Source organism: uncultured Paraglaciecola sp. (assembly GCF_913058035.1).
Classification (GTDB): Bacteria; Pseudomonadota; Gammaproteobacteria; order Enterobacterales; family Alteromonadaceae; genus Paraglaciecola.
The window spans coordinates 1-24,723 of the sequence record NZ_CAJXPA010000059.1 but is presented as its reverse complement, the minus strand read 5'-3'; the positions used below and the strand labels follow the sequence as shown (position 1 = coordinate 24,723).

Here is a 24,723-nt window from a genome sequence, read left to right as displayed (position 1 = left end):
GTATTAACGGTATATACATCATAGATAAACGTATTACTTACAATAGAAGGCAAAAAATGCATAAATACCAAAAAAAATATGACCGAAGGCTCAGTAACACGACTATAAATGTTAATCGACGCGATCAGTTTATTGATATTATTGTCTAGAGCGTATGTGACACGAAGATGCCATTCCAGTTATTCATACTGTTATATTGCTGGAAGAAGTATTGGCAAAGCCTTGTGAAACTTCACTTTATAGATTTTTAATAAACCTACAAATCAAATATCGTTTGAGACGTCAGTCACAATTTTGAGCATTAATCATCATCCCATCGTCTATCTAGTTTTAAGCTGCCGAGCAAAATTGTAAGCAGTTTTAATTTATTCAAGTCACTTGTTTTGCATGTGTTGTGATTATTAATTTCCACATTACGACCGGAACTTTGTATTTGGTAGGCTGCTGTATCCGATAAATTCAAAAAACTGTACATGTGTATAATTCTTATTCGACATTTAAAATCAATAGTTAATATCTTTTCAATAGCATAAATTAGATATTTATAAGATTTTCTTCAGAGCTAACTTGTCAAATAAAAGAGGAAAACATACGATAGAATTGTAACGATAAATAGCCCGTAAAGTGCAACTAGATCTATTTAAGTAATGAACACCTAAAACTGCACTTCTCCATAAGCCCGTCCTCATGAATGTATAATATAAAATAAGTTTGCATCAACCATCTACTCTTAAAATATAAGGATTAAGCGAATTCTTGCGAGACGATAGAGCTTTCAAGACCGCACCTTGGGCGGTGAATCAATAGTTGCCTAAGGAACTGGATCGCACTCACGAGTTGGCATAGTTTGACACCTCGTGATTGCTAGATAATCAGGCGCATCATCGGCCCTATGCTGGCCTATATATCTAACAATGCCGACGGGTCTTGTAGAATTGTCATGGATGGTAATATTCCAACCGATACATATTGAAATTTAAGTAGTTCAATAGACATCAACAAAAAATACCTCTTTTCATATGTTTGCGAGGAAACTTAGAACTCAGTAAATAGGTCAGCTAGAGCTTTGGCGGCGGCATTCGCCGAATGTCAGTAAACGAGAGACCAATAAAGCTATAGTGTCTTTAACACATTATAATGAGTCATGCTGTAACATTTCATCTAGATTAGTGGCAAGGCGTTGCCTCGCCACCCATCGAAAATGTTTCTGCAAAGGTTCGTCCAACAACAGTTTTTCGAGGGTATTGAAGTGTTTACCCAAAGTCATTTCATCAAAGAGCAGATGAATTCCATTGTGACACTGCCGACAAATATAGATACCAATAGCGAGTTGTTCGCGCTTGTATGTTTTCTGAAAAAAGCTACGCCTGTGCATCTTTTTTGGTATCAAATGATGAAAGGTGAGTGCAGTCATTCGCCTGCACAAAGGACATTCACCGGTTCTAGTGCCACGGCGATGTTGGGTTACTGATACTGATGGTTTTCTACTGGTATCCATAATAACCCCTGTAGGGTTGTGGAATTTTTTAATTTTGCTCACTGTTTGATAAATGTCATGACATGCTGCTGCGGTAAATAGTCATCGGTACGTAACCATTGCAAACCTACCGCGCTCATTTCTTTTTTAGCTTGATGTTGTGTCATTTTATGCAGCCGCTTAATAGGCACATTGTTGTCTTCACCGCGATATTCAACAAGTACCACTCGACCGCTCGATTTCAATCCTTTGACAACCCCAGTCATTACATCGCGGGGAAACGAAAACTCATGGTATGCATCGACCAACAACACTACATCAACACTGGCAGTAGGTATATTAGGAGACCGCTCACTAGCAAGTAAAGTATCAATATTTTCAACACCTTCTACTGATTTTCGCTTCTCGATGAGTCTGAGCATTTTATGCTCTATGTCGACGGCTAAGACTTTTCCATCTGTTAACAGCCTAGCTATAGGGAAACTGAAATAACCAGTACCAGCACCTAGATCAACAACATTATCGGTGGGTTTTAAAGACAAATTTTGAAGTAATAAGTCGGTGCGTTCCTCACGTTCACGTCTGGGACGTTCGAGCCAACCGGCACCAAGGTGACCCATAACATGAGAAATTTCACGACCCATATAGAATTTGCCAATACCATCACGACTAGCCTCCCCTACTTGGTAATAAGCGTCTTTATCAGACGTGTCGGCTTCCATTTGAGCAGGTGCCAGAACCAATGTCAGGATAGCAACTATAGTAATAATCATAGAAACACCTTAAATTTTGATTTGATTTCATAAGAAGAATTATCCAAACAAAAAATACGTAAAATACAAGCTGGAGATCAGTTTTGGGATGTAATGGCTATTTTTATGTCAATAGGATGCTACCGGATGAAATGTTTTAATATTTTCAATTACTAGCATTTTTTAGAAAACATTTGATGTCCGATTATACTTTTTGCTATAACGACAAGTCCGAATGATGATGTCGGGCGTGTACTTCCGAAATAGACACGTCAATGATAAGATAGAACACGTGTTGATTGGTTACCCGCAGACACTAGCCTGTCAAATAAAAAGACTCCACTTAGCAGTCTTCACATCAATAGAACGATGAGAATTGAAGTGGCTCAAGCCCAACATGGCTGCCTTACAGTACAACCACTTTAGTATTTTCTGATGGCCTTGTTATTTTTGTCTGACATTAAAATTGAACATTTTTAGGTTCACTAGTTACTACAACCTTATCAGAGCAGCTATTGTAATTAACTAAAACTATATTGACAGACTCACTGATGTTTTCAGTAGTCATGCTTATAATTGGAAAGCATATAATGAAAAATACCGTAGCCACACTATTAAACCAACAAGTTCAATGTGTGCTCGCCACTCTCGGAGATAAAGAGCTAGCGTTACATTTAATGGCCTATGCTATTTCGACGGACTTGGATAAAATCTACCTGGCATCATTAGAAAATACCCAGAAGGTAAAAAATATACGTGCTAACCCCAATGTCACCTGTCTTTGGGATAACCGTACAGGAAATAATGACGATCATACAGCTGGCTTAGCCATGAGTGGCTTTGGCAATGCTCACGAATTGACTGGTGAGCCTTATCTAGCTGCGCAACGTTTGTTACTCGATCGCAATGCAACACTGGGACAATTACTTTCGCAACCCAGCGTGGTTATTTTTGCACTTAACATTAATCGTTATCAGTGGGTAGAAGGCTATACTCGGGTAATAATCTATGAACCAGAAAAATCATAAGAATTATTGCCGAACCATTATCTGCACAAACTTTCCTATTTCATATTTACCTAAGTAATGATCAAGTAATGAGAAAAGAGCTATTTCGAAATTAAAAAGTATATTGGAGTTTTACCAATACATTGTCATTATTATCCAAAGACAAAATCAACATTGAACACATAACTCATAAACAACAAGAAACTAAGAACGTGTTTCTAATTCGGTTTGTAAGCATTTATGATGACTAACTGGTTTAAAACGAAACTTACTTAAATTGAACATAGGTTTTTATTTTTTATTCAGAAATAAATACTGCAAATTATGGTCTAGCTATTTATAAGATACAAAAAGACACACCTTATGAGCCGCAGAAAATTTATTACGTAAGCCATTTCAATTACCGCCACCCTTGGATTTGGTAGCACCATGTTTTCAAATGTTGCTGAACCTGCTTTCAAAATAAGCGAACTACTTTTTTAACAGAACATTCTTAATAGAACAAGAGTGGCGAGAGTCACTTCCTGGTGCCTACATGAGTAGCCTATTACTAACTTCTATTGAATTGAGTAGCCAAAATGGCAAAAACGTCTTAGTTCAGGCGCGTTTTACGAAATGAGCAGACAGAACACTCTGGCTTCTTTGCCCTGAACAAAACTATAGCAAAAGCATATATACCTGCGAAGGTTTTGACTTGCCATTATTTACGTCAGTAATGAAGTTTGAAAGACGAACAAAGTTGCTAAGTTTTTTCACTCACATCCCTGGGAATTTAGCGACCAAGAAATATTGTAAAATGATTCGGTTACGTACCGAATATCATTGTATTCGTTGTGTGGTCATCAGGGCACGTGTTCGATGATTGTCCTAGAACCACCGGCAAACAGTGGTACAATAACGTGTCGCATTAAATTTTATAGCAACCCAGCCCAGCTAAAAATAATTGAATAAACGAAAGTTAGTTTTTCATCATTATTTAAAGTGACAAAATACTGGCATTTAAAGTGTTACCCGATAGTTATTACAATAATATTCGTCGGTAAGGCATTACAAATGTATATACACAATAGCGGTTTAAATTAAAATTTCGAACAAGATAAAAATTAAAGTCGGTTTTTATTGCACGAATCGTCTGATAAACACAGGTTGACCCAGCCGTTCATCACAAGTATTTTAGAAAAATGTAAAAGCTGTCCCCTTGGTTAAATTAGAAGTGCAAAGAGTTAATTCATTATTGTTAAAAATCAGAAGGACAACAAATGAATAGATAACAAAATTTCTGGTTTCTTATTCATTGTTAAGTGACTAAAGCGGTTAAATTAGCACTACCACTATTTTACAATCATTCATAATCACACATTGCATAAAAATTTTAACGTTTTGTTAACCAAAATTGTGATTAGTACAACCCACTTATCTAATTAATAAAAATACGGAGTAATTTTGCCCAGCACTGAACTACAAAAAAATGAAACATTTCCGCGAAAAAATCCACGAATAGTCATAAAAGTTGGCTCGAGTCTGTTAGCGAACGTTAAAAATTTAACGCCTAGTTTTGCATTTATGCACGGCTTACTTAATGATATTTCTTTGCTACGCGACCAAGGCTATGAAGTTGTGCTTACATCGTCCGGATCTGTGGCATTAGGTCTCAATACTGTTGGTTGCACCGTCGAAAACGCCAGTGTTCAGGATAAACAGGCGGCAGCGGCCTGTGGACAACCGATACTAATGCACGCTTACAAGCAAATTGCGCTTGAGTATGGTTTTGATATTGCTCAGGTATTAGTCACCCTTGATGATCTAGAAAATAGACGTCGATTCCTGAATGTTAAAAATACGGTTCATCGCTTGATAAAACAAGGCGTAATGCCTATCGTAAATGAAAATGATACCATCACCACAGAGGAAATCCGTGTCGGCGACAACGATCGGCTCGCAGCAAAAGTTGCTCAAATGATTGGGGCTGAGTATCTGTTTATCTTAACTTGTATTGATGGTGTTTATGACCGAGACCCTGCAGAAGAAGGAGCGGTTTTCGTAGAATCTATTGAGGATGTGAGTAGTTATATGGAAGCTGCAAGCGGCACCAGTTCTTTAGGTACTGGAGGTATGCTAACTAAATTGCAGGCAGCAAATATGGCACAAAATGCTGGATGTACGACATTTATCGCCAGAGGAACGATGGAAGCCCCCGTTTCTGCAGTCCTGCGCGGCGAACGCAAACATACAAAATGTATAGCTCACTCATCGCCTTCATCGGCATGGAATATCTGGCTGACGGATCGTCTACAAATGGCAGGTAGCTTAGTGATAAAGCAGGATGTAGCTGATTCATTATATGGTGGTGATGATGGGTTTTCATGCCACGATGTTGTATCAATACATGGTACTTTCGAACGTGCAGACGTTCTTCATGTATATGATGAGAAGGGCGAAGAAGTAGCCCGTGGGTTGTGTAATTTTTCGTCAGATGAAACAGCTATTCTATCAGACCGTCCGGATGAAACGGTTGAAGACATTCTTGGATATACAGCATCACATCACTTAATTAATAGTGAAAATTTGGTCGTATTGGCCGAACATCATCTTTCTTGGGATGAGCCGGTACAAGAAGATTAGATCAATATCGGATGCTGTTTTGAACAGGCGTTTTGCTTTTTGTCTTTTCATAATATTCAAGATATTTACGAGGTCGTATAATAAAATACTGCAAAATATGTTGCTAAAACTGTCCGGATTTTTACCTACTTAGTTTAAACAATAATTTTTAAATAGACGATTGAAAAAGTACCCTTTGGTAAGTAAAAATAGGTTGTCGAATAACTTACCAGAGACATAACCAACTCTGGTAAGTTCACTGCATGAAGTGCCTCTTAGCGCTAACGATGATGCAAGTGGTGTATTCCCACGAAACAAATGACTTACTTACGAAACATTCATAATTTGAATCCAAATAATTTGACCCCAAAGCAGTAGTTACATTTATAGAATTACTGCAGGATGAGGATACAGAGTTACTCAAAAGCTTGTCAAACATCAAAATACTCCATACTTTTAACAGCAGCAATATTATTTTTTACTCTTTGTAGGTGCTGCCTTTTTTATCGAGCATACATTTTAACTGCTCAAAGTGAGCATAAGATTGGCCACGAAACTCATCCCAACTTTCTGCAGTTTCCAAAGCCAAATTGTGAGGTAAAACATTTAGATGTTGGCCTGTTGAATAAGCTAACACCATAGTCTTACAGGCTTTTTCCAGATAATATAGGTCCTCAAAGGCTTCAGCGATTGTTTCCCCTACAACGGTTATTCCATGATTACCCATCATCAATGCTTTTTTACCCGCAAGGGTATCTGTGATACGTTTGCCTTCTTTATTATCGGTAGCTATACCTCCAAAATTCGTATCATAGGCAATACGCCCATAAAAACGGGCGGTATTATTATCGAGAGGTAATATACGTGGATCTTTCAATGTCGAAAGCACTGTCGCATAAGTCGAATGCACGTGCAAAATAACGCGAGCTTTTGGTAATGACTTATGTACATTGCTATGAATACTCCAAGCAGAAGCATCCGGTGCTTCATCGGTCTGCATGATGCTGTCGTTTTCACTATCAAGCAATTGTAGACTGCTTGCAGTGACATTTGCAAAGTGCGTCCAACGACGATTCATAAGAAACTGCTTGCCGTCTCGAGATAATGTTGCGCTCAAGTGGTTAGCGACCGACTCGTGCATATCCATTTCAAAAATAAGGCGGAAAACAGCTGCCAGATCGATCCGTAATTCTTGTTCTGTTTGTATTTCTCTTATCTTCAAAAGGTTTCGACCGGTTGCATCTTTTGAGATGGCTGCAGCGCAGCCACAGGTTTTGGATTTCTACCTCGCAGAACACGATATACGCTGCGAAGATCGCCTCGGTCGACGTAACAACCTCGCAAATGCCTAGCACCACTGCCCTTGATAAAAGAAGCTCGGCCATGGGCAATACGGTGGTTGTCAAACACAATGCACTCTCCAGCATTGAGACGGAAAGTCATCAAGTATTTAGCGTCCTGCAACATCTGCCCAAACTTACGAAAAGCAGGATAAAATATATCCATTTCACGCTGAGAAAAATCGAATACATCGGCCAAATGTTGACTAAAATTAATACCGCTAACTTCGCCATTATTTGGATCTAGCTCAATGATTAATTGCTTAGTGCGCACATCCTGATTATCAGTAGTATAACGATAAGGTACTTCGTATTCTGTAAGTATTTTAAAATACGCTGGATATGTTTGTTTCAATACATTAGCTACTGCAGTCGCATCGACAAACAAACTATTACCACCTTGTGCATCATTGACTCGGCAATGCAAAAACTGAATGCCAGGTGCTAACTCTTCTGCAGGCAGATCAGTATGCAACTCAAGTGCTTTGCTAGTGTAGGCAAGATTCTCAGGGTTTGCTTTGGATTTCACATCAAAGGTATAACCAGAAAAAGATGGACGCACAGTTCCAAAAAGTTCGCATAAGACTTTTAGTCCTTCGTCTGAATTTGGCATGTTCTGAATTAAGGCAACACCTTCGTCTAGCATCGCTTCCGCCCAGTCAGCCACACTAGCAGGGTTATCTATTACGTCACCATAGACAAAACGTGCCATGTCCGGATAATGATCGCCATACCAAGTTTTGCGAGTACGCACGGCTAAATCTCCGTGATTATCTCCTGTGTGCCAACGTTCAAGCCAATTCAGGTCATATTCACTTTCAAAGCCATCGCTCCAAATAACGTTCAATGTGTTCTCTTTTAAACAAGCGCTCGTGGTATGCAAATCATCAGATTCATCAAGAATATCAAAGGTACGTTCCTGAGTACTCCGATCCCACGAGGTGGAGCAATTATCACGTAACCAGAAATAATTAAAGTACACCATTTCTCCATTCATAGGTAGTTCTATACCCGTTTTTAACAATACAACTTTAGACATTCAAGGGCACTTATCTGTTTTCATTTACAAATGATTATTTTAACATTTTTGTTTTATTAGTATCGGAACCGATCGGGATTAGTTATGACAGGAAGAACTGAATACATTATCTATATCTTCCATAAGATGCCTTGAATTTAATCAATATTCACGCTATTAGTAAAAGTCAGTCAAAAAAAAGCATATAGAAAACTATAAAATAATCTAAAAATAAATAAATGATTAGATGTAAGGTCATTCAAAACGACTAGTCGTTTGACAACATGAAATACTCGTTCATGGAATGCTTTGATTGATATGAAGCCTTTTTGGTTGGCTCTGTCATCGCAACAATAATTAATAACTAAATAGTTGAGTATCCCAATAATAGCTAGCAATTAAACAGCGCATTGTTGGGGCTTACTGATTGAAATGTAAACTAACCATAATTTGTGTTGTTACTTGGAACAGATGCCTCATATGCTTCCAAAATTTTAAATTTAAGGTTTTATGCCCAGAGCTATCTTGATAACTGCACTTATCTCGTCCCAATCGTTAAGATCTTTTGATGGTCTTAATTGGGTAAGATATACCACTATTACACCTTCTTCTGGACGAACATAATAATTTGAATGATATGCGCCGCCCCATCCATATTGCAGTGTTTTACCCTTTAGATCTCCTTCTTTACCTAGTTCTAGCGCGAAACCATAACCAAATCCATCGTTCCAATCCATATCAATGTAAGGTATTTGATTGCTTATCATTTTAACTACAGATGAGGGCGACAGTATTTTGGTTCCATTTAGTGTGCCTTGGTTGAGTAACATTAGAAGAAATTTTGCATAGTCACCAGAAGTTGAAACTAACCCTGCACCACCTGAGTAAGCTTTCATGGGACCATTAGCGTAATGACCTTGGTTAACCATCAAATCATCTACGATATTGGTGTCACTAGCTCTATTTATATCACTATCTGTGGCGCTATAAACCGTAGTTAGGCGATTTAATTTACTTTGAGGAACATAAAAATGTGTATCCATCATATCCAATGGTCCAGTAATTTCTGTTTCAAAAAAATCTTTCAAACTCTTGCCAGACAGGGACTCAATTATGACCCCAAGTAAGTCTGTGCTGTGACCATAAACAAACTCTGAGCCAGGTTGAGCTTGTTGAGGCAATGTTGTGATCGGCGCTAAGGCTTGCTTCATGGTTTGATCTTTATCCGCAAAATACCAACCGTGTAGTCCTAATTTTCTCCACTCGCCTTCATTGACGCCCCATCCGTAACTTATGCCAGCAGAATGTGTCATAAGATCATGCACTGTGATCTCACGAATCGCAGGGACTATACTATGAGACTTGTCAGGGTTAACGACTAAAACGTTCGTCTTTTTGAAGGAAGGAATATATTTAGAGATAGGGTCTGTAAAATTAATAAGTCCGCGTTCTTGTAGGATCATAACACTAACAGATGTTAGCGCTTTTGTTTGAGAAGCAATGCGAAAAAGACTATCAATTTTCATATCTTTATTCGCTTCAATATCTTGCTTACCGGCGGCTGCATGCAGAAGTTCCTCACCATCTTTGATCACAAGAATGACACCTCCAGCAATTTTATTAGTTTCTACATATGCATCTAAAATACTCTTGGCAGCAGTAAAATCATAAATCTCAGCGAGTGCAATAGAGCTGGAAAGTACTAAAATAATTAGGGCAACGATCTTGATTCTAATATTTCTAATATTTTTAATATTCTGAATGGTTTTTATTTTCATAACTTTTATTCCAAGTCGAATTTTCATTACATATTATAAAATTAGAGGGAAAACACGGCTTAACTTTGAATCCTGCCTTTAATATAAGACTCAATTGATCACAACAATAAATGATGTACTTTTATGTTCAATTAAAGGTCTCTAACTGACAGCTCAAAAAAATGTTTGGTCAATTAAGAGTATTAATAAAAACTAATAGTGTATCGGGAAAACCTAAAAGTACTCTGTCCATTTTTTAAACCCTATTTTTGTAAAAAAATCTATGCATAAATAATTTCGAATAGTGTCACAGGGGTCAGTTTAGCTTTGTGTTTAAAAAAAGTCATACGTGACATTTATTAAACTGGTTATTCTTGTCCATACAGTTCCTGTCGGCTCAGTTTTGGATTTTTTAAGCCACGCTTTAAAATTGATGCTTACCCAGTCATATATTCCTGGCTGACTTCAGCATCAATTTCTGCTCAGCGGCGCTTCTTATAAAAACGTTTAACATTATGATCAGTATGATGATCGAGTATTTGTTCTAATTTATGACCGATTTTAGAACAAACTTTAATTTGTTCTAATTGTGGCCAAGTTGAACGCTCACCCTCAATGACTAGTTCTTGGATTTCATTAGAGGTGAGCTGACCCAAAAGTTTTTGCGGGTCGACGAAGTTAAAATTAGGCACAATATTTACATCGCCTTTATAATCTTGAGCCATAACCGAATAGAACATACTCATTGCTTTTCCCACATCAGGAATTTTACGGAGATAGCGGCGGCTAAACCTCTCGCCACTTTTCAAAATTTCATGTGTCGATAATCGAAAGACTTTTTTTGCACCTGTAGACACAGGCAAATACTGTTCGCCCTTCATTATAGCCAGCGCTAAAGGGTTTGCTTGACTGACAATATAATGATTAACCCCATAGAGCCTAGCGAGTCTTTTAGCAGGTAAGTCATCCGTAACTGCTCCATCGACCCAACGTCGTTCCGGTAAATGTGGTTGAGCCTCACCGTATACATTTTTCGCCATAAGCATCACAGGCGGGTAAACACCAGGTACAGCACAAGATGCCATAACTGCCGAACGCACATAAACATTAGGTGAAGTAATTGCATTCATTAATCTTGATGACTGGTGCTCTTCATAAGGTGCGATTGTGATGCTAATCATCCGCCCTGTTTTTTCATAGGCTTCTTGGAAGGTAATATCAGGAATGATAGCCTCCAGCATTATTTTCAATGATGCTGAGTCAGATTGTTTACGAATGAGCCTTTTAGGACGGTTATCAATCTCAGTCTGCAGGGGATCAAGTACATTATTACCATGTAATACAGACGGTAATTCGTCGTCAGAGTAAGTTCCAAGTATGGCCGCTGAAATGGAACCGGCGCTTGAACCAGAAATAACAGTGGGTAATACGTTATGTTCAAATAAGGTCTTGATCACACCACGATGAAAATGACCGAGTGATCCGGCACCGCTCAACATCAAAGCTGAACGGCCGAAACAATGGCTAGCACGTTCAAAAAAGTCTAACTTATCTTCACTGGTGATTTCACTGGACTCTGGAATATTGGATATATGTTCAAGTGCACCCACTATTTCGTCAACGTATTCCTCAATAAGTCTTTTTGTGCCAAACTTAGCTTTTTTATAGAGATCAGATTTTCCCATTCCTCCCTGATTTCCGTGGATACCCTCATTCAACGCAAATAATAAACCAATATCATCTTCCTGAAGTCTGAGTTGTTTAAGCGCATCTATTCTGGAGCGAATATTGACATAATCATAACTTTTCGATTCATCTTTGACTTTCCATGCTTCAAAACCAGACATGGTGTCATGCTCAAGAGCAGCAACTTTCCAATCAGCATAACTGTCGGCACAGCGCATTTTTCGCTCCAAACGAGTAAGAGAAAAACTAGAAGAGATGGACAACATAGAATCAAATTTCCGCAATAATTGTTTTTAATTAAAGTTATTATAATCAAAAAAAAAAGTTCAACCATCAAGATGGCTGATATAAACATAAAACAATAAATGAGGGTAAATCACAGAAAATAAGGAAAATATGAAGAAAATAATAGTTTTCATCCAATCTGTTACGAATATGCAAAGACTCGACAACATTGAATTTGATGGAAAAGTCATTAACAACGATATCAATAAGTATCATTAATCAGCTGCTTAACCATATACTTTTAATTTATCTCACCCAAGATAATCCTAAATAGCTCAAAGAAATCTGATTCGAAATACAGCACGCAACATAAATGCATGATTTTGCAAAGTGTACTGTCAAAACGTTTGCCGAAATTATCGAGACTAGTGTCGAAATGTCATTTTTAGGTAAATTACAAAGAAATAAATGTTATTCAAAAAATGATGCCAAACGTTTAAACACATGATGTAAATTAAATGTCTCTGAGGCGCAATCTGGAAAGCGTCTTAAATCCAGTGATGCCTGTTTGCGTCTAGAGGTTTTCATCTGTTAATTGAGCGCAGTGGCGCTGACTAACGTCTAAAAATATCAAATTCAAGCAATAGTCAGTGGGCATAAACTCTTAGTGAACGTTATGATTAATTCTTTGGCTAATTCTGCAGCCCTGAATACGCAAGCAACCATATCAACCGGCATAGGAAAAACTGGTGCAGCAGGTATGTTTTCGATTCATCACAAAGGTGCTTATATTTTGGCATAAGGTGAGGCTAGCTGTGTTGTATTTGTAATGCCTCAAAGAAGCAATAAGCCTTGGAAGAGATGATGATGTATTATCGTTTAACATTTTAGCTCCTGCAGTGGTTAAATATCTATCAATATTGACGGTCGTATGCAAGTCCACGTTTCTATTCCTACACCTTTAACATATTTCACAGGTGAAAATGAACTGAACGTGTACATGAACAAGTCATTAAAAATGATGCAACCAGACCGGCTTGTTAGTTATATCCATCCCAATTGATAAAAACTTAAATTGAGTTATGAACATAAAGTAATATATTTACTCGGACTATGATGATGCAGTAAAAATTTCGCTCCAAATAGCTTGAGGTAGATTGAAAAAGAGTCAAGGATTGCATAACTTAATAAAGTCGATATATCCTACATACTCGAATTAGTTTCAGGTGTGAATAAGTGTTTACTGTTGTCTGTGTTATGGTTTAAGTACTAAACATTATTGATTATAAAATATGACTGTATACATTATTTCCAGACTTACCATTCATGACCGAACTGAATATGACAAATATGAAAGTCAGTTCGAAGAAGTATTCGCCAAGTTTGATGGCAAACTTTTAAGCGTCGATGAAGAACCGATTGTTCTTGGAGGTGAGTGGGACGCTACTCGTTCAGTTCTGATTGAATTCCCATCGAAAGTTGCAGCATTAGCTTGGATGCAGTCTGATGATTATCAGCGGATTTCAAAATATCGCAACGCGGGTAGCACCTTGAGTTCTATACTTGTGAAATCGGCCGAAACTGTCTAGTTTCAACCCTTTTTAAGCACTGGTATCATTAGTAATTGTTTATTAATACCAGTGCTTGATGAATTTATTTTTAAAATCACTTTAGGGCTCAGAAGCAATAACGTTATTAACTTTCAAACTTCCGAGTCAGTCAATAATGATTAATCGAAGAATTGAATTACCACAAGCTCATCACTAACAATGTCTTGTAAATTTAACTAGTGTCGTACAAAGTTTGTTACCAGTTTTGATAGAAATAATATACAACTATAGATTTATTTAGAAGAACATCAAATTTTGATAAAGTATATTGTGTTACAATATACAAACCCTGTTCAGATACCTAAGCTTTTGATCAGAAACCTATTTATTAGCCTTCAACATTTTTCCGGTGCAGATAACTTCATGACTGAGCCCAGTGACTGCCTTCAAACGCTTACCCCTATGCTTGTTAATTTTTCTGGCAAGATAGTGCATCCTGTTGATCCTGTGCCATGGGCTTTAGATATGTTTGCTGCTTACCTAAGTGAAGCAGATATGCAGTTCAGGGAACGCTCTGTTGAAGTTAATGAATCGACACTTTTATATTTTGACCAGAAAGATCCTGCAAGCTTTGAGCAATTTAAACATCGCATTGATAGTGCCCAGCCCGTTCATGGTAGTCTTCCTTTAATCGATTTTTGCGCGGGTGATGGAACAGTGCGTAACAATGCGGACTGGGCTTGGCAAATATACAACACAATATTTGAGCAAAAAATGGCAACATGTCATCCTATGGGGAGTTACCTCAGGTCAACAATGTGGATGAGCTGCGGTGAACATCGTTATGATGTTCATTGTGATCTTTTTGATGGATTTTTGTTTCATATGTCTGGTTGCAAGCTTGTTCGAGTCTGGCCTGTTTCAAAAGAACATTCTGATATGGTGATTTTTAACCACAGCGATTTCGATGGGAGAATGGCATCTGAGGCTATTGAGTTTAATTTAAAACCAGGACAAATTTTGTTTATACCTTCTGGTGCGATGCATGAAGTGATATCCATTGGTGATGAGCCCTCTGTTTCTGTTAGCTTTCATATGGGATCGCCATTCCCAATGCCGACGCTATGCATTCAGCTTAATAAAATGCTGCAAGGCGGCAAAGTTTCTTTGTCTCCAAATATGAATTCAATCAATAAATTTAAGATGTATTTTTTTGAGCCTACTCGTTTCATTAATACTAACAACGGATCACAAGACGGAATGCCAGAAGAACTCTACAAGGCACTGGCCGAAGTGTTGCAATCTGAAAATATAGCGTCTAAAACAATGCGTGAACTCATGTCATCCTGGTGGCAAATCGCAATGACTCAACCCCTATACCAAGGACCATATCCTGAACGTGTGTCTGGATATGAATAGTAGACATGGTGGGACAGCTTAGAACCAATATTAAATGGCTGTGAAAACATCTCCGTATAAAAATTTCCTGATACGCTATCGAATGGGATATTAATATTTTTCTATAGTAAATTTATCAGTGAACGGAACAAAACAAATAGTATATTTGGTATGATATAAAATATTAAGTTTAAGTATTCCAAACTATAAAATGATTATAAATGCGAGCAAATCGAGGACGGCCCAGCGCGGTTGTACATTGTGTTTATCATCAATATATTGATTAACTCGTTGAGACTTCATCAATTTTAATTTACTACACGTTGACAATTTAGTGTTAGATTAGAATGATAAATATTTGTTTGGCATTTGGCTCAGCTCACATAAAAGAATTTTGCTAACATTATGTTCGACGTGTAATGTTAGTCAAGTTGGATGAATAAATAACCACAAATGAAACGAATATTAACGTGAACGTTATGTTAATTTTATTTTATAATCAGAGGCACAACTTTTCTCCCCCATTTGCGTATCAGTCTGTTGTTATCCAAGAATTGAATAGTCACCTATGATAATTGACTCAAGCAAGCCGCAAACACTTAATTATCCAGAGTTATAAAGTGAAACCATGACCAGAAAAATATTATCTTTGAAAGACACCAGAAATAAAGAACCCAAACAAGTTGAAAAGGCTGTAAAGGATGCATCTAAAGATGATCCTCAAAAGCGTTTTTTAAATGGCGTAGCCATCAATCCCAATCAATGTATTCGCCTAGAATTAGGTTCTACAGAACTTACTGCACGAGCGATGGACTTGATCACACCAATTGGCATGGGCCAGCGGGGGTTAATTGTCGCTCCTCCAGGCTGCGGTAAAACAACTATCTTAAAACATATTTGTCAAGCAGTAGGAAAAGCTTATCCCGATATAAAACTTTATGCATTGCTTATTGATGAACGTCCGGAAGAAGTGACTGATTTTAAGCGAAGTGTACCAGCAGAAGTCCATGCTTCATCCACGGATGCAAGTTATGAACAACATGTACGTGTGGCCAATGAGCTTTTAAAAACTGCACGCAAAGAAGCAGGTCTTGGACATGATGTTATGATTGTCATCGACTCTCTAACAAGACTATCACGCGTCCATAATGCAGGACGAAAAAGCAGCGGACGAACAATGTCTGGAGGTCTTGACTCAAGAGCGTTGGAAATACCACGTAAACTTTTTGGCTCAGCTAGAAAAATTGAAAATGGCGGGTCGCTCACTATTTTAGCCACCATACTCGTCGATACAGGCAGCCAAATGGACCAAGTGATATTTGAGGAATTCAAAGGCACAGGTAATATGGAAATTGTTTTATCAAGAGAGATCGCCAATCAACGAGTATTTCCTGCATTAAATGTTGCCAAAAGCAGCACGCGCCGCGAGGAAATCCTTTTAGATGCTAAAGATCTCGAAAAAGTTAGAATTTTACGTAGAGCACTTTCCCATCTAAAACCTTTAGATGGCGCGAGAAAACTGGCTGAGTTACTTGAGAAATATCCAACAAATGCAGAGCTACTAGAACGATTTTTACCAAAAATTTGAAATACAATCAAGTACATATATCAAGACAGAATTTGCCGATAAGACCACATAACTATTCTAAAAACCTAATATTTGTGTCGGATATCCTCGTCAGTCCCAGTGAAAATTTTATAAAATTAATTGTGTAGTTAATATTTTTTATAATAGTTCGAATCTATATCCGACACTATTCTGAAATACTAATTTCTGCGCCAAACGCAGTACAATTCAATGTTGCGTTTTAATTCTCTTAAATCAGATAATTGACCTTCTTCAACTGTTTTTTCAAGTTGATATTTTGCATCTTCACATTTTTCACCAAACGCATAATTATTATCGTTTTTTTTAAGTTCTGATGGGTCTGTAGCCACCATTCTTGGCTGCGCACAAGCACTTAAACCTAATACTAAAATACTATTTAATAAAAAAAATTTACGCATAAAAATCCTTAATGATAAAAATAAGTTATCAGACTAAAACTGACTTTTAACTCGTTATAGACAGTTTATAAAATAAATCTACTGTATCACAGTCGAATATTTAGGATCATTTGAGCATGCATTCGTCAACTGGTTTGCTAATACCCTAGTTCAATACAGTTTTACTATTTGGCTCAAAGGTCACAGGTTTACGACCTGTTAGGCTAATTTTTACTTATAAAAGTGCTGTAAATTTTAATTAGTAAAATAAAAGCATTAGATGCTTTGTAAATAACCTCAAACATTGCATTAATATTTATAAATTATTGAAATTCTTGAATATCATCTATCAAATGTTATCTACTTGGTAATTTAACTTTACCAAACTAATAGTCGTTGTATCAGGAACTGCAACACTCACTCATGGAAGTTACGATGCACTTCCAGTTATTATTGGTGAAAATAAGATACCTGATGAGTTTGGCATGACCGAGACTGCACCTTGCTATATTGCCAATCCACCCAAGCGTTACAAACTTGGGTCAATCGGCTTTCTTTTGCTCAATGCAAAGATGAAAATCCGTGACGATGAAATAGATAATCATGACATACCGTTCGGTGAGTCGGGAGAGATTATTTGTACCGGACCCCAAGTAATGAAGGGGTATTTGAACTTACTTAACGAATCAGGAAAGCACTGCGTGAAATTGACGGCGAACGTTGGTTATTTTCTGGCGATGAGGGATAAATGGACGAGGAAGGTTATATTTTTGTTTGTGCTCGCGCCAAAAAAATGCTGATCCTGGCGGGTTCAAAGTGTTCTCAGTCTAAGTAAAAGTTAAATTCCCGACACTACCCGAAATTGCGGCTTACGTAGTGATTGGAAACGGAGATAAAACACCTCCAGGCAACGATATAGTTGATTCATATGTTGAGTTATCTACCAATTACAAAAAGGCTGGTCAAAACACACTAAAAGATAAAATATTAACATTTTGCTGTGAATCGATGGCTGCTTACAAAGCATCAAACATATTTACTTTATTGACACTATTTCACTCACACCAATAGTTAAAATTGATAAAAAAGCGCACTGTTAATTAAAATAATAAGTCAATAAGTGTATTAGTAGTTCAATCTGATTATTACTGCGGTGTTTTTGTGTTGTGATGTATAAAGTCGGTCAACTTTAAATTTATTGCTGTGGTTTAACGTATCATCAATACCTCTGTGATGGGTCCAACCAATAAAAAATTAAGAAAAGGCCTTTGCAATTATTAATCTTTTAAAATTATACAAAAATGTTAAATCCAACTATATGATGGAAATGTGTCTTCATAGCTATATTGTTGAAATTGACTATAGATAAGTAAAAAGTACAAAATTGCCCCAATAAACTAATTGGTTTATTACCTTTATGGGGAAATCTGTTTGCCTGTCCCGCAGACAATTGCCTCTTCACCAATATGATAAATATTGTTGATAGTCACATACACACCAGATATAACACCTGTGATTGGCAGTAAAATAAGCCCAGTGATTGAATAGTATGTTTGTGTGTCTTCGAAACCATTAATCATCTTCAGCGTCTTGCGATCACTTGATATTTCGCATTTATTTTTCGCTGATAAGTCCTTAGTTGGAACGACAACACAACCGCACATAAACACCACTACAAAAAACATGTATAAAGAAGCTCTCATTCTTACAATCTCCCTATAAATACCTATTGAAATTCTATCGATTTTTTTTATTGCAGTTCGATTATGTACACAACGCTAACACTGTAAAGTGTATAGAAAACATTCAGAATCACCTGACCATGTTGTGTATAGTGCGTGGCTTAAGTTTCATAAGATAGTTAGAATCTATCATTACTTTTATCTTTTAAATTGTTAATTTTTGTTTTTTTAAGTATTTTCAATAATAAATTTCTAGACGCTCTAAGAAGCGGATAAAAAACTCTTGAGATTATTTTTGATTTAAACATCCAATAATTTAAACGATTCAATATCCCCGATCGACTTCCTATCAATGCCAGTGTATGTATAGCATCAGCGCCATAGTAGAGTTGTTCACCCATTTTCAAAACCATTCCTTGGTCAATGTCGAGACCTTGTGCTGTGATTTCATTCATTACTTCACTGTTTTTCCTTGCATCAACTATGCGTAAATCACCTACACTTTCCCTGATCTTCACGACCTTGCAATAAGCATTGCAAGCAGGGCATTCACGATCGTAAACAAGTAAAATTTGTTCGCGCTGCATCAGTTACCCTACCCTCTTATCGTTTTTACCAATGTCATTTTCACATAACTATTTGTAATCACTATATGGATACTTATTTTAATTTCGTGAAAGTAATAATGTATGACATGTTATTTTCGTTGCAGAGCTGTTGTTGTCACAATGTTTGAATTTCATTGCTTGAGTGCCATGCTTTGAGGCATTTTAACAGCAATAACAGTACCTTTAGCACAAATCACACTATCTGCTGAAACGATAATATCAACAATAATTTTACGTTCTTTGACCTCGATAAAAGAACCTATCAGTTCAAGCTCAACTCCTTGTGGGGTCGGTGTTAAATAACTAACATTCAATGCCCCTGTAACAAACCTGATCGCTGGCAGTGTATCCATGGTTCTTTCTTCATTACGAAAAGCCATTGCTGCAGCACTACCCGTTCCGTGGCAATCAATTAATGAAGCGATTAAACCTCCATAAACAAATCCAGTGATCGCAGTATGGTATGACTCAGGGGTGAAGCGAGCGATAGTCTGCTGATTATGCCAATAGCTTTTTAAGTGATGGCCCTCGGGGTTATTTACTCCGCAACCATAACAATGACTCAGATCGTCAGGATAACACTCTTGAAATGCTTTATTATTCATACAGTTTCCCAAAAAACAAAAATCAACTCGTTAGTGTCCGTAACACTATTGATATAACCACCTAATTAGATAGCTTTCAGAGTGATATGGTTAACTTATTAAATAGTGTTCACCAATAACTTTGTTTTCAACCTTAACATCTTTAAAGTCCATAACTCTGCTTTAAATCTGTAATTTACTTAGGTAATTGGGAGAAGGATTTAAACAAAGCCATACTAAATATTTTGGATAACACAATGGATTTGACACTTAATAACTAATCTAAGCAGTGACAGTGAAAATATCATCATTTAATTGAATATGAGTAAAAAGAAAAATTCATATGGGTGTCTTAATAACCAATTACATCGATGTGTTCCAGTCGAAAATTTTAGCTCGTTCAACATTTTTATAATAACGGTCCGATTAATTAAAATAATTAAAATAATTAAAATAGTTAAAATATTTTTAGTTCAGATGCCTTAATCACTAAAATAACGCCAACTATTTAAGTAGTAATCCAGAACGACAGGTTTATCAATTTGATTGACATCAACGTCTAATATTTGTAGGTCTTTTTCAAATATAAACATAGACAACAAAGATTCTTGAGTTAAGAAAAGGCTATCTTTTAAAGAGCGTTTAGGTGTCAATTTTATTGGTTGTAGTGCGCTTAACACAAAGCCACAATCACCAAAAGATGGCACATTTGTATGGTAAGGATAAGTAGAATTGAAACCTGCTGCTTCTATAGTTTTTACAATACTCCAAAATGCAGGTCTGACAAAAAATGGACTAGTTGCTTGTGTCACCATTAAGCCGTCATACATTAAATTTTCTCTGGCTAATTGATAATACTGCTTACTGTATAAACGTGAGAGTGCGATGGTGTTGGGGTCAGGTAAATCATTAATAATAAGGTCAAAAGGTTGATTGTTTTTCTTGAGAAAGACAAAGGCATCATCAATCACGATCTGCACTTTTTTATCAGCTAAACTTGCTAAATTAATATCTGTTAAGTGCGCATTATTCATCGCTAGCTCAGTCATTCTGGAATCTAAATCAACTAAAACGATTTGTTTGATTTCTGGGTACTTAAGTAGTTCTCTTACCGCTAGACCATCTCCTGCACCCAACACCAATACGCGTTCAATTATTTTATTAGCATAAGTCATAGGCACCATCACTAAGGACTCATGGTATCGGTACTCATCCACAGACGAGAACTGTAAAACACCATTTAAGTAAAGTCGCAGGTCGTCTTTGCTTTTGGTTAGCGTAATTTTTTGATACGGTGTTTGTTCGCTATGCACAATACGCCCATTATAAAGCATCTGATCCCAGTGCTTCAATGCCTGACTAGAAAACACTAACATAACCAAAATAACTAAACTCATAAAAGCTGTTAAAAATTGAAGCTTTTTACCTGCTTTTCCAAGCGTCGTTCTATGTGTATACAATACCACCGCTGCAATCGACATATTGATGAGTCCAAACAGTAATGATGATTGATAGATACCCATAACAGGTAAAAGAAAAAACGGAAATACAATGGTAGCGATCAACGCGCCGAGATAATCAAAGGATAGTATGTTGGCAATATTAGATTTAAGAGTTTGATAATTCTCCATTAATCTCGTTAAAAAAGGAATTTCTAATCCAATTAAAAATCCGATACATAAAGTGAGCACTACATAAGTTGGGTAGAATAATGCAGTCGTAGTGTAGGTGAAATATAATAAAGGGACACTGACACCGCCAATGATCCCAAGCAAAACTTCCGCAATCACGAAGCGTTGCAATAGTTTGTCTGTAATAAATTTGGATATATAAGAGCCAAGACCCATTGCGGCCATGTATAGCCCAATGGTAAGTGAGAAAAACTTCACACTGTCGCCCATAAAATAAGACACAGTGGTGGCAATCAATAGTTCGTAAATAATTGAGCATAAACCAGCGATAAATGCTGCATAAATCAACGTAGCAGATTGTTTCTGCTTAGATTGTCCCTCAGGTAAATATGTTTCGTCGTTCGGCATATCAAATTGGCCCATCTGTTGGTGAGGGTTTCTTCAATGAAGTACCTCTATCAAACTCACGCACATCAACACGCTCTGGACAGAAATGTTTTTTAATCGGCGCTAAAGCTAAATTAGGATCGCAATTGCCACACATAAATATGTCTACGGCAGCAAAGTGACTTTCAGGCCAGGTATGTATGCTTATATGAGATTCGGCGAGTAAAAGCATGCCAGTGATACCTTGTTCTTCTCCAAAACTATGAAAGTTTTTTTGCAATACTATAGCGTCACAAGCTGATGCGGCTTCCATTAACGCTTGCTCAACGCAACTTAGATCGCTTAAATTCCTTGCTTGATATAGGTCTAAAAGCAGATGTTTCCCGGGTGTGTAACTATTTTGCATGAAAATATTTTGTTAATTCTGACATTATTTATAAGGAGACTCATTTGGTAAATAGGTTTTTCTGTTGACATTGCTAGGTTAGCAAATAAATATGCATGAATCGTAATATACCATCTTTAGGTCGGTATGACTTATGACTCACCAATCGGAATACTTGATTTGATGCAAATTAAGGTAGATTTAGCTTTCTTTAATGACAAACCTTTTATTTAAAATAAATAACTCAATTTAAATTATTGATATTATTTTACTTTCGACAACCTATTAGTCTGCTCTTTTAATAATCTGCTGACCTGTAAAATCTTTTATCTCTGCCTGCACACAACTCATATACCCCAGGCTAAACATTGTCAGTTTCTTCGCACACATCCTCTAGATGAGGTACAAACAATCTACGATATTTCAACGACAGTCCTACTGATTAATAACATCAACACGACTTGGGGGCACTGAAAATAATATGATTAGTGATGAATATCACCGCACAAACGCTGAATTCACATTTCCAAGATTACGTTTTATGCCAGCCATCAACATCCCACACATCTTTTAAACACAAAATATTGCATGCGTATCATTATCTTTTAAAATCATCTGCTACGGCACCCGAATATTGAAAACAACGTGTTTTCTCAACATTAAAACACCCTATTTCCTGGTAATAGAATTAATGACGTTAATTTAAATTGACTCTTGCCCCTTTTATTTTTTGTTATTGACGTTACAATGCGCAAAATGCAGTGTCAGAAGCCTGATATCTGAGTACGCTGAGTTATTTTACTTTGGGATATTTCTTCTATGGCTGATGGTAGCATTGAATTTAAAGGTACGAGTTTTACTCTATCTGTTTTACATTTAAAAACGTTAAACTTAGCAGATATACGCGCTAATTTAGTAAAAAAAATTGCACAGGCGCCAGACTTTTTTTACTTATTCCCTGTCATGGTTGATATTGAAGAAGTAGATTCTTCTTTTGACTACCAAGCTATAAAAATATTGCTTGAAGAATTAAAATTCACATTTGTCGGCTTTACTGGCTCTGTTTCTAAAGAGCAACGCAGCCTTATTCGAGAGCTTGGTTATTCATTTTTAAATGCTACTAAAGCCGGCGTTCCGAGCAAAAAAGACAACAATAATGAAGCGATTGAAGCAAAATATAAAGAAACAGAAACCATTCGTGAAAGTAGATTATATGGCGATAAAATACATCGTGGGCAGGTTCGTTCAGGTCAACAAGTTTATGCAAAAGAGCAAAATTTAGTGGTGATTGGTTCTGTTTCTGCGGGTGCTGAGGTTATTGCAGATGGCAATATTCACATTTATGGCTCATTACGTGGAAGAGCGCTTGCAGGTGCTAAAGGTCATCATCAAGCACAGATTTATTGTCAAAACCTTGAGGCTGAACTTGTATCAATTAATGGAAACTATTGGCTGAGTGAATCAATGGACAAGCATTGGGGCTCACCGGTATATATACAGTTGAATGGCGCTGAATTGACGTCATCAAAACTCATCTAACTTTTATTTATGAAGGATATTCGGTCTATGGCACGAATAATAGTTGTTACATCAGGTAAGGGTGGAGTGGGTAAAACGACTTCAAGCGCCGCTATCGGAATTGGTTTAGCGTCAAAAGGACACAAGGTTGTTCTAATTGATTTTGATATTGGGCTTCGTAATCTAGACCTAATAATGGGTTGTGAGCGTCGTGTTGTGTATGACTTTGTCAATGTAATTAATGGCGAAGCCACCTTAAATCAAGCTCTTATTAAAGATAAGCGTGTTAGTAGCTTATCAATACTGCCCGCGTCACAAACACGAGATAAAGATGCTTTGACCAAAGAAAATGTGGGAAAAGTGCTTGAAGAGCTTGGTAAAACATTCGAATATATTATATGTGACTCTCCAGCAGGTATTGAGGCAGGTGCGATGATGGCACTTTATTATGCTGATGAAGCAATAGTTACCACTAATCCAGAAGTATCATCAGTGCGTGACTCTGATCGAATTTTAGGAATGCTGTCAAGCCGCTCTCGTCGAGCTGAGCTTGGTTTAGAGCCGATTAAAGAACATTTATTACTAACACGTTATTCACCTAAACGAGTAGCAGAAGGCGAAATGTTAAGTGTTGAAGATGTAGTAGATATTTTAGCCATACCTTTACTAGGTGTCATTCCAGAGTCACCTGCAGTACTAAAAGCGTCAAATGCAGGTGAACCTGTAATTTTAGATACTGAAAGTGATGCAGGGAAAGCTTACCAAGATGTTATTGAGCGTCTCTTAGGTGAAACAGTTGAATTTAGATTTTTACAAGTTGAACAAAAAAGCATTCTTAGTCGCTTGTTTGGAGGTTAATATGGCATTACTGAATTATTTTTTACGGAAAAAAGAAAACCAAGTCACAACGGCGTCGAAAGCCAAAGAACGGCTGCAAATTATTGTTGCACATGAGCGTAATAGTCGAAATAAACAGCCCGATTATTTACCACAGTTAACTGAAGATATTCTTCAAGTATTACGTAAATACATCCAAGTGTCAGATAAAAGTCTATCGATTAACCTTGATAATAAAGACGGTGAATTGAGCGTGTTGGAGTTAAACATCGAGTTATACGATGAAAGTAATAC

The 24,723-nt window shown here is 37.0% G+C and carries 23 protein-coding genes; 11 read left to right on the top strand and 12 right to left on the bottom strand.

Annotated features, from left to right (window positions below):
• Positions 1-1,132: 1,132 nt before the first annotated feature.
• Positions 1,133-1,498: a hypothetical protein gene (locus QZ562_RS09750; RefSeq protein ID WP_293759434.1), complete on the bottom strand. Its 366-nt coding sequence runs from the start codon at positions 1,496-1,498 to the stop codon at positions 1,133-1,135.
• A gap of 38 nt (positions 1,499-1,536) precedes the next feature.
• On the bottom strand, positions 1,537-2,250 hold the full coding sequence (locus QZ562_RS09745) for a class I SAM-dependent methyltransferase (RefSeq protein WP_293759433.1): 714 nt from the start codon (positions 2,248-2,250) through the stop codon (positions 1,537-1,539).
• A gap of 569 nt (positions 2,251-2,819) precedes the next feature.
• On the opposite strand from QZ562_RS09745, the gene QZ562_RS09740 reads away from it, so the two are divergent.
• From QZ562_RS09740 to proB, 3 genes are all read left to right on the top strand, one after another.
• Positions 2,820-3,257 carry a pyridoxamine 5'-phosphate oxidase family protein gene (locus QZ562_RS09740; RefSeq protein ID WP_293759432.1) on the top strand — a complete coding sequence of 146 codons (438 nt, stop codon included), beginning with the start codon at positions 2,820-2,822 and terminating at the stop codon, positions 3,255-3,257.
• Between the two features lie 673 nt (positions 3,258-3,930).
• Positions 3,931-4,098 carry a hypothetical protein gene (locus QZ562_RS09735; RefSeq protein ID WP_293759431.1) on the top strand — a complete coding sequence of 56 codons (168 nt, stop codon included), beginning with the start codon at positions 3,931-3,933 and terminating at the stop codon, positions 4,096-4,098.
• A gap of 581 nt (positions 4,099-4,679) precedes the next feature.
• A complete protein-coding gene (gene proB, locus QZ562_RS09730) occupies positions 4,680-5,858 on the top strand; it encodes a glutamate 5-kinase (protein ID WP_293759430.1) in 1,179 nt (392 codons plus the stop codon).
• Positions 5,859-6,315: 457 nt separating this feature from the next.
• On the opposite strand, the gene QZ562_RS09725 is transcribed toward proB, so the two are convergent.
• The 4 genes from QZ562_RS09725 to QZ562_RS09710 all read right to left on the bottom strand — a co-directional run bounded on the left by QZ562_RS09725 (position 6,316) and on the right by QZ562_RS09710 (position 11,904).
• Positions 6,316-7,059 carry a class II aldolase/adducin family protein gene (locus QZ562_RS09725; RefSeq protein WP_293759429.1) on the bottom strand — a complete coding sequence of 248 codons (744 nt, stop codon included), beginning with the start codon at positions 7,057-7,059 and terminating at the stop codon, positions 6,316-6,318.
• Positions 7,056-8,216 (bottom strand): TauD/TfdA family dioxygenase, encoded by a 1,161-nt coding sequence (locus QZ562_RS09720; protein ID WP_293759428.1) that lies wholly within the window; start codon positions 8,214-8,216, stop codon positions 7,056-7,058. Before QZ562_RS09720 ends, QZ562_RS09725 begins: the two co-directional genes overlap by 4 nt.
• A 479-nt stretch (positions 8,217-8,695) precedes the next feature.
• On the bottom strand, positions 8,696-9,973 hold the full coding sequence (locus QZ562_RS09715) for a serine hydrolase domain-containing protein (protein WP_293759427.1): 1,278 nt from the start codon (positions 9,971-9,973) through the stop codon (positions 8,696-8,698).
• A 461-nt stretch (positions 9,974-10,434) separates the two neighbouring features.
• Positions 10,435-11,904 (bottom strand): DUF3336 domain-containing protein, encoded by a 1,470-nt coding sequence (locus tag QZ562_RS09710; protein ID WP_293759426.1) that lies wholly within the window; start codon positions 11,902-11,904, stop codon positions 10,435-10,437.
• A gap of 593 nt (positions 11,905-12,497) precedes the next feature.
• On the opposite strand from QZ562_RS09710, the gene QZ562_RS09705 reads away from it, so the two are divergent.
• The 4 genes from QZ562_RS09705 (at position 12,498) to rho (ending at position 16,399) form a co-directional block, all read left to right on the top strand.
• Entirely contained in the window at positions 12,498-12,665 is a 168-nt protein-coding gene (locus QZ562_RS09705) for a chemotaxis protein CheB (RefSeq protein WP_363315347.1), read from the top strand.
• 490 nt (positions 12,666-13,155) lie between these two features.
• Positions 13,156-13,452 (top strand): DUF1330 domain-containing protein, encoded by a 297-nt coding sequence (locus QZ562_RS09700; protein ID WP_293759425.1) that lies wholly within the window; start codon positions 13,156-13,158, stop codon positions 13,450-13,452.
• Between the two features lie 291 nt (positions 13,453-13,743).
• Complete coding sequence (locus QZ562_RS09695; protein WP_293759424.1) at positions 13,744-14,832, top strand: cupin domain-containing protein; 1,089 nt, start codon at positions 13,744-13,746, stop codon at positions 14,830-14,832.
• Between the two features lie 607 nt (positions 14,833-15,439).
• A complete protein-coding gene (rho, locus tag QZ562_RS09690) occupies positions 15,440-16,399 on the top strand; it encodes a transcription termination factor Rho (RefSeq protein ID WP_293759423.1) in 960 nt (319 codons plus the stop codon).
• Between the two features lie 179 nt (positions 16,400-16,578).
• On the opposite strand, the gene QZ562_RS09685 is transcribed toward rho, so the two are convergent.
• A complete protein-coding gene (locus tag QZ562_RS09685) occupies positions 16,579-16,818 on the bottom strand; it encodes a hypothetical protein (protein WP_293759422.1) in 240 nt (79 codons plus the stop codon).
• Positions 16,819-17,186: 368 nt separating this feature from the next.
• Here QZ562_RS09685 and QZ562_RS09680 point away from each other — a divergent pair, with 368 nt between their 5' ends.
• Positions 17,187-17,597, top strand: coding sequence for an AMP-binding protein (locus QZ562_RS09680; protein ID WP_293759435.1), 411 nt, complete (start codon positions 17,187-17,189; stop codon positions 17,595-17,597).
• A gap of 615 nt (positions 17,598-18,212) precedes the next feature.
• Here QZ562_RS09680 and QZ562_RS09675 read toward each other — a convergent pair.
• The 5 genes from QZ562_RS09675 to speD all read right to left on the bottom strand — a co-directional run bounded on the left by QZ562_RS09675 (position 18,213) and on the right by speD (position 22,095).
• The gene (locus QZ562_RS09675; RefSeq protein WP_293759421.1) at positions 18,213-18,500 is read right to left on the bottom strand and encodes a hypothetical protein; all 288 of its coding nucleotides are present in this window, start codon (positions 18,498-18,500) and stop codon (positions 18,213-18,215) included.
• Positions 18,501-18,658: 158 nt separating this feature from the next.
• A complete protein-coding gene (locus tag QZ562_RS09670; protein WP_293759420.1) occupies positions 18,659-19,066 on the bottom strand; it encodes a DCC1-like thiol-disulfide oxidoreductase family protein in 408 nt (135 codons plus the stop codon).
• 152 nt (positions 19,067-19,218) lie between these two features.
• Positions 19,219-19,692: a PaaI family thioesterase gene (locus QZ562_RS09665; protein ID WP_293759419.1), complete on the bottom strand. Its 474-nt coding sequence runs from the start codon at positions 19,690-19,692 to the stop codon at positions 19,219-19,221.
• A 461-nt stretch (positions 19,693-20,153) separates the two neighbouring features.
• The gene (locus tag QZ562_RS09660; protein ID WP_293759418.1) at positions 20,154-21,710 is read right to left on the bottom strand and encodes a polyamine aminopropyltransferase; all 1,557 of its coding nucleotides are present in this window, start codon (positions 21,708-21,710) and stop codon (positions 20,154-20,156) included.
• A gap of 1 nt (position 21,711) precedes the next feature.
• A complete protein-coding gene (gene speD, locus QZ562_RS09655; protein ID WP_293759417.1) occupies positions 21,712-22,095 on the bottom strand; it encodes an adenosylmethionine decarboxylase in 384 nt (127 codons plus the stop codon).
• A 798-nt stretch (positions 22,096-22,893) separates the two neighbouring features.
• On the opposite strand from speD, the gene minC reads away from it, so the two are divergent.
• From minC to minE, 3 genes are all read left to right on the top strand, one after another.
• Positions 22,894-23,613 (top strand): septum site-determining protein MinC, encoded by a 720-nt coding sequence (minC, locus tag QZ562_RS09650; protein ID WP_293759416.1) that lies wholly within the window; start codon positions 22,894-22,896, stop codon positions 23,611-23,613.
• A gap of 27 nt (positions 23,614-23,640) precedes the next feature.
• Positions 23,641-24,450 (top strand): septum site-determining protein MinD, encoded by an 810-nt coding sequence (minD, locus tag QZ562_RS09645; RefSeq protein WP_007635320.1) that lies wholly within the window; start codon positions 23,641-23,643, stop codon positions 24,448-24,450.
• A gap of 1 nt (position 24,451) precedes the next feature.
• The coding region (gene minE, locus QZ562_RS09640) for a cell division topological specificity factor MinE (protein ID WP_293759415.1) at positions 24,452-24,723 on the top strand (272 nt) is incomplete at its 3' end.

Bases quoted from the DNA above. Each gene is read 5' to 3' on its own strand.
- speD (WP_293759417.1), bottom strand. From the start codon at position 22,095: ATGCAAAATAGTTACACACCCGGGAAACATCTGCTTTTAGACCTATAT.
- QZ562_RS09745 (WP_293759433.1), bottom strand. From the start codon at position 2,250: ATGATTATTACTATAGTTGCTATCCTGACATTGGTTCTGGCACCTGCT.
- QZ562_RS09715 (WP_293759427.1), bottom strand. From the start codon at position 9,973: ATGAAAATAAAAACCATTCAGAATATTAAAAATATTAGAAATATTAGA.
- QZ562_RS09660 (WP_293759418.1), bottom strand. From the start codon at position 21,710: ATGCCGAACGACGAAACATATTTACCTGAGGGACAATCTAAGCAGAAA.
- QZ562_RS09665 (WP_293759419.1), bottom strand. From the start codon at position 19,692: ATGAATAATAAAGCATTTCAAGAGTGTTATCCTGACGATCTGAGTCAT.
- minC (WP_293759416.1), top strand. From the start codon at position 22,894: ATGGCTGATGGTAGCATTGAATTTAAAGGTACGAGTTTTACTCTATCT.
- QZ562_RS09700 (WP_293759425.1), top strand. From the start codon at position 13,156: ATGACTGTATACATTATTTCCAGACTTACCATTCATGACCGAACTGAA.
- rho (WP_293759423.1), top strand. From the start codon at position 15,440: ATGACCAGAAAAATATTATCTTTGAAAGACACCAGAAATAAAGAACCC.
- QZ562_RS09750 (WP_293759434.1), bottom strand. From the start codon at position 1,498: ATGGATACCAGTAGAAAACCATCAGTATCAGTAACCCAACATCGCCGT.
- QZ562_RS09675 (WP_293759421.1), bottom strand. From the start codon at position 18,500: ATGAGAGCTTCTTTATACATGTTTTTTGTAGTGGTGTTTATGTGCGGT.
- QZ562_RS09720 (WP_293759428.1), bottom strand. From the start codon at position 8,216: ATGTCTAAAGTTGTATTGTTAAAAACGGGTATAGAACTACCTATGAAT.
- QZ562_RS09740 (WP_293759432.1), top strand. From the start codon at position 2,820: ATGAAAAATACCGTAGCCACACTATTAAACCAACAAGTTCAATGTGTG.
- QZ562_RS09670 (WP_293759420.1), bottom strand. From the start codon at position 19,066: ATGCAGCGCGAACAAATTTTACTTGTTTACGATCGTGAATGCCCTGCT.
- QZ562_RS09685 (WP_293759422.1), bottom strand. From the start codon at position 16,818: ATGCGTAAATTTTTTTTATTAAATAGTATTTTAGTATTAGGTTTAAGT.
- minD (WP_007635320.1), top strand. From the start codon at position 23,641: ATGGCACGAATAATAGTTGTTACATCAGGTAAGGGTGGAGTGGGTAAA.
- QZ562_RS09710 (WP_293759426.1), bottom strand. From the start codon at position 11,904: ATGTTGTCCATCTCTTCTAGTTTTTCTCTTACTCGTTTGGAGCGAAAA.